The sequence below is a fragment of the [Flexibacter] sp. ATCC 35208 genome, from assembly GCF_001975825.1.
GTDB lineage: Bacteria > Bacteroidota > Bacteroidia > Chitinophagales > Chitinophagaceae > Chitinophaga.
The window spans coordinates 1-16,316 of the sequence record NZ_MTKN01000052.1 but is presented as its reverse complement, the minus strand read 5'-3'; the positions used below and the strand labels follow the sequence as shown (position 1 = coordinate 16,316).

The window sequence follows — 16,316 nt, the reverse complement described above, 5'->3', positions numbered from 1 at the left end:
ATTTCTATTATTAAATCCTGAAAGGTCTGAGAGGAATGAATTTCATATTTGCGCTTATATGAAACATGGATTAAGCGGATCATTGAAGAACTAAGATAATCATAATTAATCAGATTATCAATTAATTATGAATTTAATTCGGCATCTTAAATCCGTGATAAGATTGAAAATTTTTAGGAATACATATTTATATATTATTATTTTTTTGGGGAGTAAGGAATTACCTTAATATTTTATTATCAATTTATAGAATGATGCTGATCATTTTTTTGAGATTAATTGGCTGTCAATACCAGTAGGTTTGTTGTTATACCGGATCGTCAAAAATAATTTTGTATGGATAATAATAGTGAATTTGGGATTAAATTCTGGAGTCTTACAAAAGAGGAAGTATTTAAATTGGTATCTGGAGGAGAAGATGGGCTTAATGATGAGCAGGTTGCTCAGCGTTTAGAAAAGTATGGGGCTAACAGTTTAAGGGAAACCAGTCAGAAAACTTCTTTTCTATTGTTTCTATCTCAATTTAAAAGTCCAATTACGATCCTTCTTATTGTGGCCGCGTTACTATCATTGTTTTTGGGAGATGTGGTAAATACAATTATTATATTGATCATTTTATGTATCAGTAGTATATTAAGTTTTTGGCAGGAAAACGCAGCGGTAAATGCAGCAAAGGAATTATTAAAGATGGTGCACCTGAATTGCACAATATTAAGGAACAGACAGAAGCGTGATGTGCCAATAGAGAATGTTGTTCCCGGGGATATTATATATTTAACAGCAGGAGATATTATTCCTGGAGATAGCAAAATAATCGAATCGCAGGAACTATTTGTAGATGAGGCTGCGTTTACTGGTGAAACCTATCCTGTTGAAAAGACTTGCGGGATATTACCGTTGGATACTCCATTGTCTCAAAGAAGCAATACATTGTTAATGGGAGCGCATATAATTAGTGGGAAAGCGACTGCAATTGTTGTTAAAACGGGTAGGCAGACTGAGTTTGGTAAAATTGCCGCGGGTTTATTACAAAGAGCTCCTGAGACTGATTTTGAAAGGGGGATCCGCAAGTTTAGTTATTTACTGATGGAAATAACACTGCTATTAATATTAACTATTTTTGCTATTAATGTTTTTCTACACAGGGATGTACTTGACTCTCTATTGTTTTCCCTGGCCCTTGCTGTAGGGTTGACACCACAACTGCTTCCTACCATAATCAGTGTTAACTTATCAGCGGGTGCGAAGAGAATGGCCACTAAAAAGGTAATTGTTAAGCGATTGTCTTCAATAGAAAATATGGGTAGTATGGACATTCTTTGTTCTGATAAATCCGGGACAGTTACTGAGGGACATGTTAACTTAAAGGATACATTGGATAGTGCTGGTGTACATAGCGAAAAAGTATTAGAATATGCCTGGTTGAATGCATCAATGCAGCAAGGGTTCCGGAACCCTATTGATGAGTCAATTTGTAAGGCATGGCATGGCGTAAATACTGGTTTTGCCGTAATATCAGAAATTCCTTATGATTTTATCAGAAAGCGATTAACAATACAGGTGGCGCGTGAAGGAGAAAACCTGGTGATAACCAAAGGTGCTTTAACTGTTATGGTATCTATATGCAGTCAGGTTGAGAGGAAAGATGGCACATTATTATCCATGAAGGAAAGTCAACCTGCTATTCTACAGCAATACGAGCAATTTAGCAGGTTGGGATTCCGTACACTGGGGCTCGCTTATAAACGGCTGAATGTGGGGGAACCCTTTACAAAGGCGGAAGAAAATGATATGATCTTTCTAGGATTTATTTTATTATTTGATCCACCTAAGGAGAATGTGTCGGTTTTGATCGGACAGTTAAATAAATTGGGTGTCAGGCTCAAAATTATTACCGGGGATAATGCACTGGTTGCAAATAGTCTGGCGATAGAAATTGGTATTGTGGATCCTAAAATTGTCACCGGTGCCCAATTACAAAAAATGAGTAATGCTGCATTATTACATGAGGCACCATTAGTAGATATTTTTGCGGAGGTTGAGCCAAATCAGAAAGAAAGAATTGTACTTAATCTGAAAAAGGCGGGACATGTGGTAGGCTTTGTTGGAGATGGAATAAATGATGCGTCAGCTTTGCATGCCGCGGATGTTGGAATTTCGGTTGACACCGCGGTAGATGTAGCGAGAGAAGCTGCTGATATCGTATTATTAAGCAAAGGGCTGGATGTATTGACAGAAGGTATAATTGAAGGCAGGAAGACCTTTGCTAATACGATGAAGTATATTTTTATGGCTACAAGTGCCAATTTTGGGAATATGTTTAGTATGGCAGGTGCTTCTATATTTTTGAATTTTCTACCGTTGTTACCTAAGCAGATCCTGCTTACCAATTTATTGACAGATTTACCGGAGATGACGATATCACTTGATAAAGTAGATGATTTTGTTATAAAGTCGCCGCAGCATTGGGATTTAAATTTTATCAAGCGATTTATGATTTTTTTTGGCTTGCTCAGTTCTGTTTTTGATTATATTACGTTTGGTATTTTATTGAATGTATTGCATGCTGACGAAAAGCAATTTCAGACAGGTTGGTTCATTGAATCAGTTATTTCTGCTTCGTTAATAGTATTGGTTGTGCGTACGCCGTTACCATTTTTCAAAAGTTTACCTGGAAGGTATTTAGCTATAGCTACGGGTTTTATTGTTTTATTTGTATTGGTTTTCCCGTTCACGCATATTGCTTTCTGGATGGGGTTTGAAAAATTGTCAATTGGTTATTATGGTTGGATGTTGTTAGTTATTTTGGGGTATATAATGTCAGCTGAATTGTTGAAGAAGTGGTTTTACAGGAAGGTGATGAATAAGTATTATTGATGTTCTGCACCTATGGAACATATACCTTTGATTTCAATGCCAGCTGCACTTTCTTTGGCAGATTTGATAATAAATGATAACCGGTTGAATCTTCAATCGCTTTCACAGAGGTAATATATTTCCTCCAGCTGTTATCAATCGATTTATCATTATTCGGTGTATCGATAGCTACGATAGTAACATTGCTGTTACAGAGACGTTCCAGGTCATTATCACCGGCAGGAATAACCACTACCACTTTCCAGATGCGGGTAGGTACTGTCACCTTCCCCTGATCGATTGTTTTCACCTTGCCCTTTGATCCGGTCCCACCAGTGCCATAGCTTCCCATAATGATATAGCATTCATTGCCGTGGCTCACGAGTGTGTTTCTTGTATATTCCTCAAAGCCAGCCCATGTACGCTTGTTGTTCCTGGGCGCCTGTGGAATCATATTACTCATAAGAAAGGTAGATTCGTTAGCGCTGGTATTATTGGTACGGTCACCGGAAGGACAGTTATGTCCGCGGTCGAAACCAGAGCTGATATAGTCGGTGCCTTCTACATGATAAAAGTTGCGTGGTAACTCAGGATCTTCTCTGAAGTTATCAGTTCTGTAAGTTTTGCCAAGATCATTGGCATCCAGATGCCAGCTTACCCAGTTAGGAGTACCGCGCTGACTGTTGTAAGACGCAACATAATAGGTTCTGTCTATAAGATAATTGTTGACAAGCACCATACATGGCTGTGCATCAGACGGATTGCCCAATAATAGGTGATTGTTATCGCTGGTGTTCTTTACGTGTGTATCACAATTTTCGGATGATGAAGGTACAATTGTCCGGGAGGCGGTTGTACCCTGAGATGACTTTGTGGTATTGTGGGAAGATTTTGTTGTATTGGTTTTTTTAGGCTTATCCGGCGTCTTATTTCCTGATGATTCTCTCAGCCTTACACAAGTTATAAATACTATCAGCGCCACTGTAACGGCGAGGGATAATAATTTTTTTTCTTTCATTAGTTGGCTTGTATTAGAAATTTGAATGATGGTATGTGATGTGAAATGCCAGTTGCTGTCCTTAGGATAGACGAGGATATGGCGTCAATATGGTCTGATGGTAATTCCTTTTTGTGGCATATTATTCTTTAGTGTTCACTTCTTTGGTACAAAGAAAGTTTAATCGTATAAGTTAATTTCGGGCTGCAATATGCGATAATTTCTGCGAATAAACATTTCCTTTTTAAGAATATGATTATATTCCCTTTGCTGGCATTGGTATTGGTTCCTTGCGAATATAAGCCCATGGAACCAGCTACAGTCTACCATTTGTATGTTCCTCTTGGAGCAATGCCATAGATCCATCCCCCTTCAATTAGCCAGTTATCCGTCTTCAGGCTTGTATATATTCCTTCAACAGTTGTTGGCTGCATTCTGTTATCCTGCATGTTGACAAAACAGGTATTGAGTAATCACATAAGAAGATTAATACTATTGAAGATCGAATAGATGTAAAAATCCCGTTGAATTGCAGGCAACAAAAAAAGGGTATTCTCCGTAAGAATACCCCTTCCTTTTATTCTCAGAAATGGTTGAGATTATTGCTGCTCAACCGGATTATTATCCTGTATCCATTTGTTCATGCCTTCTGAAAAATTCAGTACATTTTTAAATCCTTCCCTTGCCAATAATGAATAAGCGATTGTAGAGCGGTCGCCGCTCTGGCAATGAATCACAACTTTTTTTTCCCTGCTGATCTTATTCATATTTTCAGGCAGGTGGCCGATAAATAAGTTATTCGCTTTGCTGATGTGTCCGGACTTGTATTCTGTCGCACCACGCAGGTCTACTATCTGAATATCATTATTAGAATAAAGTTCCTTAAACTCATTAATGGAGATCACGGTTTCCTGTTCTGGTACACCTCCGGCATTTACCCATTCATTTATGTCCGGAATATAGCCGTAAATGTTGTCCAGGCCAATTCGCATTAATTTTCTGGTCAGATCATCCAGTTCATTGGGATTAGCTATTAACATAAAAGGTGTATCATAATCCAGGAACCAACCAGCCCATGTATTAAAGGAGTTATTTGCCTGGATATTGATACTGCCGGGAATATATCCGGTGGCAAATATGCTTTTGTCTCGTGTATCGATCAGTTTGTAACCTTTCTTTAATGCAGATAATAGTTCGTTGTTGTCGAGCGCTTTAATGATGGGGACCTCTGTCAGCAATGGGCGGTTTAGCTTATTGAGCTGTTTCATCTTTGCAAAATATTTTGGTGGTTCCGGTTGATCTGCCAGCAGGTATTTTACAAAACCTTCTTCATCTTGTTGGAATTGGAAGGCCCAGTTTCTTATCATTTCATAGCCTGTAGTAGTAGAAGGTACAGAACCAATGGCTTTCCCACAGGCAGAGCCGGCACCATGTGCAGGCCAGACCTGTACATAGGGTGGTAATGCAGCAAATTTTTTCAGCGAGATAAACAGTTGATGAGCGCCGATTTCCTGGGTGCCTATCAGACCAGCAGCTTTTTCGAGCAGATCTGGTCTGCCTATATCTCCTACAAAAACTAAGTCACCAGTGAATAGCATTATTGGCGCATCGCTTGCTGGTTTGTCAGTCAATAAAAAACAGATGCTTTCAGGTGTATGTCCGGGAGTATGTAGAACCTCAAATTTAAGATTGCCCAATTCTATGATGCTACCATTTTTTACGCCTGTATGATCAAATTCATATTGCCAATCCGGGCCTCCTTCATCTGACAGGAACATTTGAGCACCTGTCAGTGATGCCAGTTCACGGGATCCCGAGAGAAAATCAGCGTGAATATGCGTTTCAAGGATATGGGTAATATTCATCTTTTGCTGTTGTGCAATTTCCAGGTAAGTATCCACATCCCTTTTAGGATCTATTACAGCAGCTATACCAACTTTCTGACATCCAATAAAGTAACTGCTCTGAGCCAGGCTTTTATCATAAATGTGCTGAAAATACATGGTGTTTAGTTTTTCTTTTTAATGCAAAAATGTATCCTGTTTTTACATTCAGTGATTAGTTTAGACGATCTGATCATTTGTGCTTTCCTCTGCAGGATAGTACTTACGTTGGGATCTAGTCTGAGCAAGGATCACCCAATAAAGAAAGAGGCTGCCTCCCTTTTGAGACAGCCTTTTCCTTTTAATCTTTTAACCCGAGTTTCGCTTTTACCTCGGCATAATCGGACCAGTTTACCGAAGCCGCCGATCTTGCCTCAGTATTGCCGGGCACGATCATGTACCGGTATTGTTGATACTTCTTACCATCATTGGCCAATGTGGTACCCACGTTCGCATTGGAATACAACTGAATCTTCTGTGTGTAAGCTGTGACGTCGATGTAAATACCTGATCTGGCATTATAAGGCAACGGAAAAATGACAGGATCACTTGCATCATTAGTGTTGACGTATACTTTTACATCTGCGGTACTCAGCAGTGCCTGGGTGAGTTTTGGTGCCTCAATAATGGCATAGAAGCCTATCGTATCAATACTACCGTTAGCATTATGTATGGTGTCGGGCTTATACGTCACATCCAGCCATTCGGAATAAATCACAGTGCCGGAGGAGCTATCACCAGCGGGTCCAGCAGGGCCAGCAGGACCTGTAGCGCCATCTTTACCGCAGGATATCATGAAGATAACAAACATTAGTCCGGACAGTACGGATAATAGGGGAATTAGACTACGTCTTTTCATATATAAGTTAGTGTTAGGGGCATGAAGGTTAAGGATTTCACACCTGATTTTGATTTATGGGGAGCCAAGGTACCAATTTTTCTTAATACTATCAGCAGATCAGTTACTCCTGACTTTGTTGCGTTTTTGTTTAATGCCCTTGTCTATTTATTTATCCTTAAGAGCGGAATTAATAGTGTCAATTAGTTGCTGTCATCTATTCTTTATCGAATTTCTCAAAGGTGGTTGGATCAGTATCATCTAACCTGGATGCGTAGTTAAGACAGTTCTCTAAAATGTGCATAGGAAATTGGTTTAGGGTTCATAGGGGGAATTGTGCCACCATTTGATAGCGATGAAAGATGCTGCAATTCTGCATGTGGATAGAACAGATAAAAATGGTATTCGTGGGAATAAAAAAACCTTACAAATCGATTGTTTATAAAGCTTTTAGTGGTCGCTGCCGGTAAGTTTTCAAATCAAATATTATTGATTATTGACAGATTGTCTCAAGTCGATCGATAATTATAAAATTTCAAGCCAGGAGATAGAAGATTTGTGGCTTATTTTTAAACTTAAACCATTAATAATCAAAACGGAATGATCATGACAATTGACAAAGTATTCATCACAATCTAAATTGTTTTACACGTTACTTAATTTTTAACTGGTATCGACTCAATAATAAATTTGTAACCCCTGCCGGGTACATTAATAAATTTAATGGAGTGATCGTCGGTTAATTTCTTACGTAATTTTGACACCAATACATCAACATTTCTACTGATGACCACCAGGCCTTTGTCTTCCCAAATCTCTTTCATCAGTTTTTCCCTTTCTACGACCTGATATATATTTTCTGCAAATATTTTTAGTGCTTTTGTTTCTTTTTCCGAAAGCGTAATACTTTTATCCTCAGTTTTCAGCACATTATTATCTGCGTAGAATCTAAAGCTTCCTAATTGCAGGTAATCATTATTATCGGGGATTGATACTTTCGCCTCTTCTTTCCGGAACTTATTTTTTACATAAAATCCAACAACACTCAAAGAATCATTTCCAGTCATGAAGATCATCTATAATCTTGCTTTCCTGCTCTTTTTTCAATTCCTCTTTTCCTATAATCAGGCACCTGAAATTCCACAGGCATCCTTTATCGCGAATAATCTCCAAAATCAAAAAGCAGATACCACCGGAACTGCAAAGATCGTTTTTAAATCTACAGATGGCGGACAAACCTGGCAGGACATCAGCAAAGGGCTGCCCGAAAATTTGCGGGGAGATAGTATCCAGGGAAATAGTTTCTTTGCAAATGATAAAGGGCTGTTTTTAAGAGTTGGAAACGGACTCTATCACAGTGCACCAAATGCCACAGCTCCTTTTTGGACCAAAGAGATTTTCCCTGACGAACATAGCAGCATTGCCCCCGGTAAGTCCTGGATATTTGCCTTCAATTACTGGGGGGTAAATTTGAAAAAAACAAACGGAACGAGTGTATGGTCGCCGATATTCGAAAATTTTCAGGAGCCACGAATACGCAGCGTTTTTGAGACTGCCGGAGGTACAATTTTCATCGGCACCGACAGCGGCTTTTTTAAAACTGCTAACAATGGAAAAACCTGGAAACATGTCCATACCGGAGGCTTGGTAGGGAATTTGGCAGAGTCGAATGGCGTACTGGTGGCGATCAGTATGAGAAGGATAATAAGATCGACCGATAATGGCGAAAACTGGGCGGTGGTGAGCAGTGAGGGTGGTGTGGCTTTCGATGTAAAACAGATCAAAGGTGGATTCGCTCCTATCACTTCTAGTTCAGAGTCTAATACCAGGGGGCTAAGGACATCCTACGACGATTACTTCCTTCTGTAGAAGATAAGGTCTTTAATTTATTAGTTTCAGGCAACGTGATCTATGTCATACCCAGTAAAGGTGGATGTTGAAAACTCAGATTAACATTCATGAATTTCATGTCTGCCGGGGGGCTTGCCATTGATATTTTCGTATAGCTAAACTCTTGCAGGCAACTTTCATCTGCTTGCGCAGCAGTTGCTACAAGGTACCCGAATAAAATCAGGCAAAAATTACTATTGACAGCCTCTTTTAATTTACCCGAAAATCTTCAAACAACACTGAAAATGATTCCTTACCCGGTGCAGCGGCCACAAGCCCTACCCGGACTATTCCTCCCGGCGGAAAATAAGCCAGCCGCAACATCTCATATCTTTCTCCATCAAATGAATAACTGATCTCCACATAATCACCCTTTCGCAACAAATTTAGCCAGAGCGCATCCGGACTATCATTCCTGGGTACCACAGACCAGTCAGATACCTCCCGTGTGACTACAGCACTTACGTTTTGCACCCCGTCCACATACTCTATGCCGGTCTTGATCCAGTTCTTTTCATCAAGCCGCACCATCAAGCCTGCCTGATGAAAAAGCTCCCGATATTGCCCTCTCACCTTCACACTGGCTACAAAATCACCTTCCCGCTCCACGTAATAAAACGGCCCATTATCACGTATAAAACCGTAATGCGTGACACGCCAGAAGTCTGTATCAGCATCTACTGTCATCGACAGCTGCTGATTATCACCAGCCCATTGGGCCGGTTCATTCATCCATTTCATATTGTTATTGTTTTGTATCAATACCATGTGTCAGCCAGATAGTGCAGCTGGCAAACAAAGCAATTAAACCAAATGACCATCGCAAATCCAGAGCTTCTGCTATAAAACCGATCATCGGAGGACCAATCAGGAATCCAAGGAACCCTACGGTGGACACCGCAGCTATTGCCATGCCCGGCGGTAACGTGTCTGACTTACCTGCCAATGCCAATACCAATGGCACAATAGACGAAACGCCAATCCCTACCAACAGGAAACCCAGCGTAGCCGTCATGATATGCGGGAAGAAAATAGCGATTAATAACCCTGTACTACTGATCATACCAGCATATGTCAGCACATGCTTCACACCCAGGCGTGTCACTACCTTATCCGCTACAAATCGACCACCGGCCATCGTACTCATAAAAGCGATATACCCCACCGTTGTCAATGCCTCAGGCACCTGCACCACTTTCTGGAAATATACCCCGCTCCAGTCAAGCATAGTCCCCTCTGTGACCAGGCTGGCAAACGCGATCAATCCCAGCTGCATGATCTTCCTATCCGGCATGGCAAACAGTGGCCCATCATCCGTAGGCGCATCGGCTGGCAACAGGTATGATCTGGCACTGAATACCAGCACCCAGCATAGCAACGCTACTAGCAGGAAGTGCTGCCATATAGGCCAGTTCAGATTTACAGCCAGGGTACCAATACCCACACCCGTAAATCCCGCCAGGCTCCAAAGCCCATGAAAGGAAGCCATGATCGAGCGCCCATATAAATTCTCAATACCCACAGCCTGCGTATTCATGGATATTTCAAACAGGTTGTTCATAAACCCAAAGCAGAATAATACGATGACCAACTGCCAGATGTGTGTGGTAAATCCAATAAATGTAAGCATAACTGGAAACAGTAGGCCGGCGGCTATTAATACCTTCCTGCTTCCCGTCTTTGTCACCAGCCACCCGGACACAGGCAGGCTCACCATCAGCCCGATGGGCAATGCAAAGAGGACACTCCCCAGCCCGGCGTTCCCCAGCCCAAATTGTGATTTGATATCATGAATACGGCAGGCCCAACTTGAATAGGTCAGGCCTGCTATAAAAAAGAAAATGGACGTCGCTATACGGTAGGAACGTTTCTGGTCAATCGTAACTGAAAGCATAAATTCACATTTATTAATCTGTTAAAGGCGTACCGCAGGTCATTATCAGCATGCTTCACCGCAGCCCATGGGCTGCGGTGAAGCACTTTTTTACTTGATCTTCTCAGCATATAATCCTATATGCTGATAGAGCTGATCGTAATCTTCAATCCTGATAATATCCTCCAGGTGAGCGAGTTTCTTATTGGCAATGCCAATGAACCCAATACCCATCTGCTGCGTAGTGAGATAATCCCACACACCATCTCCCACATAAACGATGCCGGGCGGTGCAGTATCCAGTCCATTTTTTTCATTCATCTTCCGGATTGTAGCATGGATAATATCCTGCCTCGCCAGTGCATCCTGTGCAAAAGAAGCTGTACAGGCACTTACATCAATCCCCGCACATTGCAGTTTAAAATGTGCCGATTGCCGCCATCCTCCTGTAGCAAGTCCTACACTATAATGCTCCTGCTGGCATAACAGCCCGATCACAGCTCCTGCCTTCGTTATTTCACGAATGGTAGCAGGATCTTCCTGGTAGGCCTGCTGCAATAATCCACAGAAGTGAGTGATGAAATGATCCCGCTCTGCTTCAGTAAATGTGCGACCCAGTCTCTCACGGCACAACTGGTCGATAATGCCACTGTCTGTGGTATTCTGATAATATCCATAATTCGTTTCGAAATCTTTAAAACCAAAGCAATCTTCTATCGCACGGGTATAACAATGGTCGTCTATTGCAGTGGTGTCGGTCAATGTACCGTCTATATCAAAAATGATGTACTTCATACTGGTTAACTTTAAGAGATCCTGATAACTGATTTAAGACTACTGATATTATTACTTCGCTGACGGGTAGTCCGATCGCAACCCAGATCCTTTATAGCGGCATCGAAGTTATTCAGATCATACTCATTGGTGATGATCTTCTGCAACTCCAGCTGGCCGCTGTTAATGAGATCCACCGCATGCCGGAAAGTGTCCTGTGAATCAATGGAGCCAATGATAGAAATACTGCGATCCGCTATCTCACGTGGATTGATTGTTTGCAGATTATTGCGCAATCCCATCAGTGAGATCTTTCCACCGTCAGCAATAGCCTGGATGGATTTTTCCAGCAGACTGGCCGTGGTATCAATGATCAGGTCATACTGGTTCTTCTGCGGTACAAACGATGGAGACATGGTCCAGCGATCAGTCAACACGTCATTCTTTTCAATCAATTGCATACGCTGACCCGATGCTTCATAGATCACGCCTTCGCGTATACCATATTGCTTCAGGGCCAGGTAGAACAACAGGCCAATAGGTCCCCCACCCAATATAGCTGTGCGCATGAAGGGTGTGACCTGCAATTTCTTTACAGCTGTGAGCACACAACTCAATGGCTCAGACATGGCCCCCTGCTCAAAAGGGATTGCCTCTGCCAATGGATAAATAAATCGTTGCGTGGTTTTGAAATACCGGGTGAATGTGCCATCAATAGACACACCTGCTTCTGTAGAGGATTTCAGCAGGCAATGATTACGCAGCCCTTTACGGCAGTTATCACAATAACCGCAATAGTAAGTGGGGTCTATGATGACCCGGTCTCCGATCTGGCAATTATCCACAGCTGAACCTTTATCCACGATCACCCCGGCAGATTCATGCCCGATGATCACCTGCGGACGTGCCATGTACTCACCGGAAATAATACTGAGGTCTGTACCGCAGATGCCTGTAGCACGGACCTCTACGATCACTTCATCGGGAAGTATAATAGATGGTTCTTCCTTTTCCTGGATAGAGATCTCCCAGGGATTGTTATAAACAATAGCTTGCATGATTTGCAATTTTTAAAGTTCATGAAATATCTTATCCAGCCGTGCACAGATCTCCTCAATGTCATCAACTGTTGTTGTCAGGGAAGGTCTTACTTTCACGACATTCCCAAATCCATAACGGGAGCCACGCAGTATGAGGTGATGATTTTCAAGGCCAATGTCAATGATCTTGTTAGTAAGATCTACATCTGGCGCACCATCCTTATCAACGATTTCTAATCCCCACATATAGCCGATACCACGTACATCGCCGATTACATCGCCATATTTTTCCTTGAGATTGTTGAGCAGGCGGCCAAGGACTGCCCCATTTTCACGCACGTTTTCCAGGAAACCTTCCCGGGATACAATCTCCATGGTCTTCTGTGATGCTGTCAGCGATAGCAGGTTACCACCGGATGTGTAGGAGTGTTCAAACTTCTCCAGCACGGCCAGTTGGGGTGTGTAAAGTATAGCTGCAGCAGGAATACCAATACCACCAAGGCCTTTGGCCAGTGTGATGATGTCAGGTTTAATGTCATAGTACTCACTTGCAAACATGTGCCCTGTTCTGCCAATGCCCGTCTGTACCTCATCAGCGATCAGTACAATGTCCAGCTCATCACAGATCTTGCGGACCCGTTCAAAGTAACCTTCAGGAGGTATGATATTGCCACCATTGCCGAGGATAGGCTCTATGATGATACATGATACACCACCAGAGGCGGCATACTCAGCATAGTCGTGAATGGCTTCTGTACAAAGGAAACCACAGGCAGGTGCACCTTTTGCCGAAAAAGGACAACGATAGCAGTAGGGCGCAGGTACAATACCATTTTGAGTTACAACCGTATTTGGGAAAGATTTGCGCCGGAAGGCATTACCTGAGATGGCGGTCGCGAAAAGTGTCTGTCCGTGGTGGGACAGGGAGAGGCTGATGACCTCATTTCTGCCATTATACTTATTGGCAATTTTAACAGCTCCTTCATTGGCAGTGGAACCAATAATGTCGCGCATCCAGCCGGTGGTGATATGGGCTGGTGCATGGGCAAGAATGCTATCCAGTACATGCTGGGCAAGGTCGCCGGTGAAGGAAGACGATACGTGGATAAGGTCTTCCAGCTGGGTTTTGAGCGCATCAACCAGTTCGGGGTAGCTGTAACCTAATGCCAGGTTAAAGGTGCCGGACACTGCGTCGATGTATTCATCCTGATCAGGGGTGTACAGGCGAATACCTTTCCCTTTGTTGAATTGGACTTGGGTAGTGGTCATGGAATTTGTTTTTAGAGTATGTGCATTGAAGTGCCGGACGAGGGTGATGTTTCGTCAGGGGGGGAGTGTCATGATACGTTTTTCGATTTTTGTTGTTTGAGGGTCTTACGGGTTTTTTAAAGGATAAACAATAAGAGATCTTGTCTTAAAGATGGAATAGTAAAACGGGTTACATAATAGCTGTAAAGTAAAATGTAATCCGGATAAATTTCTTTTTTTTATTTTCGAAAAATCAGGTATTATATATTATAATTGAGGTGCAATAAAAAATCCATTAGGCAACTTCCTTACATTCTTCTTTATATACTTCTATCCATGCTGTGGAGCGTACTGTTCTATAACTTTATGGCCGCTGCGAAAGGAGTGCAGGACATGCTTTCCACGCTTGCCCCCAGTGCTTTCTTGAGTCTGATCCGGGCCGTGCTGGTGTCACTTACTCACAAATGTATCGGGTGGAAAAGCTATGTATGTTGGCCCTCCCGGTAGTGGGTCCTGGTGATGCTACCTTTAAGTATACACTTGTTATCATGGCTGCAAGCATGATGGTCACGCAACTGTTCTACCGCCGGAAATACGCGAATAAATAAACTCTCTATCCTAAAACGTTTCTCTCCAATAAGATTCGGTGTGGATTTCGATGATCTCATTCGGGAAGTTCTCTATCACGACTACCAGCAGGTTCCATTTATTAGCGAATATGGAGCAACAGTCGCAGAGAATACTGTGCTTATACGCATCTGGTCCTGCGTAGATCTGCTGTTGCAGGGCCGTGAATTTATCAAACTTTTTTTCGTTGTCATCCATTGTCAGGCTCATTTCTAACTTCAAAGTGGTTAAGGGACGGCGACGTACCTACTTTCAGCAGCCTAATATTAGTTCTAATTTCGTGACCATACTACAATCATGCTTTAAAAGAAATATTTACCTCACGCATCTTTTAAAAAAAGTAAATCATGTTCATTTTCTCACTGTTATCCCAATAAATGGTTAAAACACCAGGCAGCCTGTTGCAGGAACAGCGGCTTGTATTTTCTACTATGGTTTTATTCGGTTCGTATGCTAATACTACGTTCAGCGCATTGAACTTAATGTCTTCAATAGTATTATATGGAACAGAGCATCGTCCTCACTCATTCGCTTCGTGCCAAAAAGCTTTCCCATACTTTGGAATGTCTGGCACAGTATTTTGGAGAAGCGGACAGGTTATCTTCCACGTCAGGCGCAATTAATCATAGTCTTCCGCTATTTAAAAATGTTCAATTCCTCATTATAAACAGGACTTTGTATGCCCAAAAAATTTAAAACACTGTGAAATACGTAGTCTTGTGACAATGATTTTTCTGTGTTCAATGGTTTTAAACTGTTTTCAGATGTCCAAACTATAAAAGGAATGTCATATTGTTGTTTCGGCGCCAGGCTTAAAGGCAAACCATGCATGTATAGATTTTTTTCTCCTAAAGATTCGCCATGGTCGGAAACAAAAATCATTGCACTTCTATATTCCTTTAATTGTTTTAAATCTTCAATCACATTGTATAAAATATAGTCGGTATAACGAATCGTATTGTCATAAGCGTTGACCAGTTCTGTACTAGAACATTTTGCTAATTCAACGCTATTACAGACTGGCTTAAAAGTTTCGAACTGAGGCGGATACTTTTTGCTATACTCAGGTCCATGACTTGTACTTGTGTGCAAAATTATCAATATCTTGTTTTTTGTACTTGCTGCTATTTGCTCTTTCAGGTTATTCAAAAGAACTTCATCATAATCGCATTCATCGCCTTTACAATCTTTCATCAGCGCCTCTTTGTTCAGGTAATTTTTTATATGAACAGGTGGTTCTCCCCAGTTTGTGGTTCTCCAGACAACCTCAACGCCATTTCTATATAAATAATTGGGTAAAATCTCATACAACTCGCCGGTATTTTTAGCTTCTAAAATACACTTTACACCTGCAGTAGTGTAGGTGGCGCAAGAGGTAGCATTAAAATGAAATACACCAGGGGTTTTTGAAAGCAATGGATTTGTATTTTTACTATACCCGTATAAAGAAAAATTCTCACTTCTGGCGGATTCTCCTATCACTAAGACAACAACCGATTTCCGGTTATCTTTTATGGTAGCATCTGGCAATAATATTTCTTTTTCATTTTCCTGGTGTTTATGTACAAAAAACAAAGAAAGATTTACTGTGTAACTCCATGGCATTGCAAGCCCACCTAATACTTTTGAATTTTTATCAACCCACAACCAATTTTGGGAATTGGCAAATACTACAGTTAACATAAATAATAAACTAGCTAAAGCGATGACTAAAAATCGCTTGAATGTTACATGTACTATTTTGGCTTTTATGATAATAATGGCAGGAATAACACCAAGCAGAATTATATAGAGTAGTAATTTTATGGAAAAAAACCCTGACGCCTCAGCATAATTGGTATTTAGCACATTACCCATCATTTCTGCATTTATTATAACACCGTAAGTATTAATAAAGTAAACTGCAATTGCGCTGACAATAAAGAGTAATGCCAGGATAATTTTTCCTACAAAGCGAAATAGAAAGAACATCAAAAAAAAGACAAAAGAATTTGCAACCAGCATTAGGATAACAAAACAAATAATAATGGAAATACCGTTAAAACTTTTATAATCAACATTATTAAAAATAAATTTGAAAAAGGGAAAATGAAAGAATAAGAAGTTAAGACAACTTATTAATAAAGAAAAGTGAACGATTTTTATATTATCCTTAAATAACCGCATAAACCATTTTATTAAACAATAACAATCGATAAAATTAGTACAAAATATAATATTATTAAATTTTTGTTAATTTTTAGCTGTTTAACGAAACAAGCCAGTATTAATAAAGAAGTTGTTTATACTT

Annotated in this window: 13 protein-coding genes; 2 read left to right on the top strand and 11 right to left on the bottom strand. The window is 41.0% G+C overall.

The window, feature by feature from the left end; all coding sequences use genetic code 11:
• The first annotated feature begins 336 nt into the window (after positions 1-336).
• On the top strand, positions 337-2,877 hold the full coding sequence (mgtA, locus tag BW716_RS26090) for a magnesium-translocating P-type ATPase (RefSeq protein ID WP_083727635.1): 2,541 nt from the start codon (positions 337-339) through the stop codon (positions 2,875-2,877).
• Between the two features lie 10 nt (positions 2,878-2,887).
• Here the strand turns inward: mgtA and BW716_RS26085 are convergent, their stop codons facing one another.
• The 4 genes from BW716_RS26085 to BW716_RS26070 all read right to left on the bottom strand — a co-directional run bounded on the left by BW716_RS26085 (position 2,888) and on the right by BW716_RS26070 (position 7,641).
• Positions 2,888-3,874, bottom strand: coding sequence for a DNA/RNA non-specific endonuclease (locus BW716_RS26085; protein WP_083727633.1), 987 nt, complete (start codon positions 3,872-3,874; stop codon positions 2,888-2,890).
• Between the two features lie 578 nt (positions 3,875-4,452).
• Entirely contained in the window at positions 4,453-5,856 is a 1,404-nt protein-coding gene (locus tag BW716_RS26080; RefSeq protein ID WP_083727631.1) for a rhodanese-like domain-containing protein, read from the bottom strand.
• A 181-nt stretch (positions 5,857-6,037) separates the two neighbouring features.
• Positions 6,038-6,595, bottom strand: a complete 558-nt coding sequence (locus BW716_RS26075) for a hypothetical protein (RefSeq protein WP_143709042.1) — start codon at positions 6,593-6,595, stop codon at positions 6,038-6,040.
• A 635-nt stretch (positions 6,596-7,230) separates the two neighbouring features.
• A complete protein-coding gene (locus tag BW716_RS26070) occupies positions 7,231-7,641 on the bottom strand; it encodes a helix-turn-helix domain-containing protein (RefSeq protein ID WP_179091275.1) in 411 nt (136 codons plus the stop codon).
• Between BW716_RS26070 and BW716_RS26065 the strand changes: the two genes are divergently transcribed.
• Complete coding sequence (locus tag BW716_RS26065; RefSeq protein WP_220388830.1) at positions 7,640-8,443, top strand: sialidase family protein; 804 nt, start codon at positions 7,640-7,642, stop codon at positions 8,441-8,443. The genes BW716_RS26070 and BW716_RS26065 overlap by 2 nt on opposite strands.
• Positions 8,444-8,674: 231 nt before the next feature.
• Here the strand turns inward: BW716_RS26065 and BW716_RS26060 are convergent, their stop codons facing one another.
• The 7 genes from BW716_RS26060 to eptA all read right to left on the bottom strand — a co-directional run bounded on the left by BW716_RS26060 (position 8,675) and on the right by eptA (position 16,192).
• On the bottom strand, positions 8,675-9,205 hold the full coding sequence (locus BW716_RS26060; protein WP_083727705.1) for a DUF1349 domain-containing protein: 531 nt from the start codon (positions 9,203-9,205) through the stop codon (positions 8,675-8,677).
• Between the two features lie 4 nt (positions 9,206-9,209).
• The gene (locus BW716_RS26055) at positions 9,210-10,358 is read right to left on the bottom strand and encodes an MFS transporter (protein ID WP_083727627.1); all 1,149 of its coding nucleotides are present in this window, start codon (positions 10,356-10,358) and stop codon (positions 9,210-9,212) included.
• Positions 10,359-10,448: 90 nt separating this feature from the next.
• On the bottom strand, positions 10,449-11,132 hold the full coding sequence (locus tag BW716_RS26050) for an HAD family hydrolase (protein ID WP_083727625.1): 684 nt from the start codon (positions 11,130-11,132) through the stop codon (positions 10,449-10,451).
• An 11-nt stretch (positions 11,133-11,143) separates the two neighbouring features.
• Entirely contained in the window at positions 11,144-12,169 is a 1,026-nt protein-coding gene (locus BW716_RS26045; RefSeq protein ID WP_083727623.1) for an alcohol dehydrogenase catalytic domain-containing protein, read from the bottom strand.
• 12 nt (positions 12,170-12,181) lie between these two features.
• A complete protein-coding gene (locus BW716_RS26040) occupies positions 12,182-13,420 on the bottom strand; it encodes an aspartate aminotransferase family protein (protein WP_083727621.1) in 1,239 nt (412 codons plus the stop codon).
• Positions 13,421-14,017: 597 nt separating this feature from the next.
• The gene (locus tag BW716_RS26035; protein ID WP_083727619.1) at positions 14,018-14,224 is read right to left on the bottom strand and encodes a hypothetical protein; all 207 of its coding nucleotides are present in this window, start codon (positions 14,222-14,224) and stop codon (positions 14,018-14,020) included.
• A gap of 438 nt (positions 14,225-14,662) precedes the next feature.
• Complete coding sequence (gene eptA, locus BW716_RS26030) at positions 14,663-16,192, bottom strand: phosphoethanolamine--lipid A transferase EptA (protein WP_083727617.1); 1,530 nt, start codon at positions 16,190-16,192, stop codon at positions 14,663-14,665.
• Positions 16,193-16,316: the final 124 nt, after the last annotated feature.

Excerpts from the sequence above, each read along its gene's own strand:
- BW716_RS26070 (WP_179091275.1), bottom strand. The coding sequence starts at position 7,641 with ATGACTGGAAATGATTCTTTGAGTGTTGTTGGATTTTATGTAAAAAAT.
- mgtA (WP_083727635.1), top strand. The coding sequence starts at position 337 with ATGGATAATAATAGTGAATTTGGGATTAAATTCTGGAGTCTTACAAAA.
- BW716_RS26055 (WP_083727627.1), bottom strand. The coding sequence starts at position 10,358 with ATGCTTTCAGTTACGATTGACCAGAAACGTTCCTACCGTATAGCGACG.
- BW716_RS26060 (WP_083727705.1), bottom strand. The coding sequence starts at position 9,205 with ATGAAATGGATGAATGAACCGGCCCAATGGGCTGGTGATAATCAGCAG.
- BW716_RS26035 (WP_083727619.1), bottom strand. The coding sequence starts at position 14,224 with ATGGATGACAACGAAAAAAAGTTTGATAAATTCACGGCCCTGCAACAG.
- eptA (WP_083727617.1), bottom strand. The coding sequence starts at position 16,192 with ATGCGGTTATTTAAGGATAATATAAAAATCGTTCACTTTTCTTTATTA.
- BW716_RS26040 (WP_083727621.1), bottom strand. The coding sequence starts at position 13,420 with ATGACCACTACCCAAGTCCAATTCAACAAAGGGAAAGGTATTCGCCTG.
- BW716_RS26085 (WP_083727633.1), bottom strand. The coding sequence starts at position 3,874 with ATGAAAGAAAAAAAATTATTATCCCTCGCCGTTACAGTGGCGCTGATA.
- BW716_RS26065 (WP_220388830.1), top strand. The coding sequence starts at position 7,640 with ATGAAGATCATCTATAATCTTGCTTTCCTGCTCTTTTTTCAATTCCTC.
- BW716_RS26050 (WP_083727625.1), bottom strand. The coding sequence starts at position 11,132 with ATGAAGTACATCATTTTTGATATAGACGGTACATTGACCGACACCACT.
- BW716_RS26080 (WP_083727631.1), bottom strand. The coding sequence starts at position 5,856 with ATGTATTTTCAGCACATTTATGATAAAAGCCTGGCTCAGAGCAGTTAC.
- BW716_RS26045 (WP_083727623.1), bottom strand. The coding sequence starts at position 12,169 with ATGCAAGCTATTGTTTATAACAATCCCTGGGAGATCTCTATCCAGGAA.
- BW716_RS26075 (WP_143709042.1), bottom strand. The coding sequence starts at position 6,595 with ATGAAAAGACGTAGTCTAATTCCCCTATTATCCGTACTGTCCGGACTA.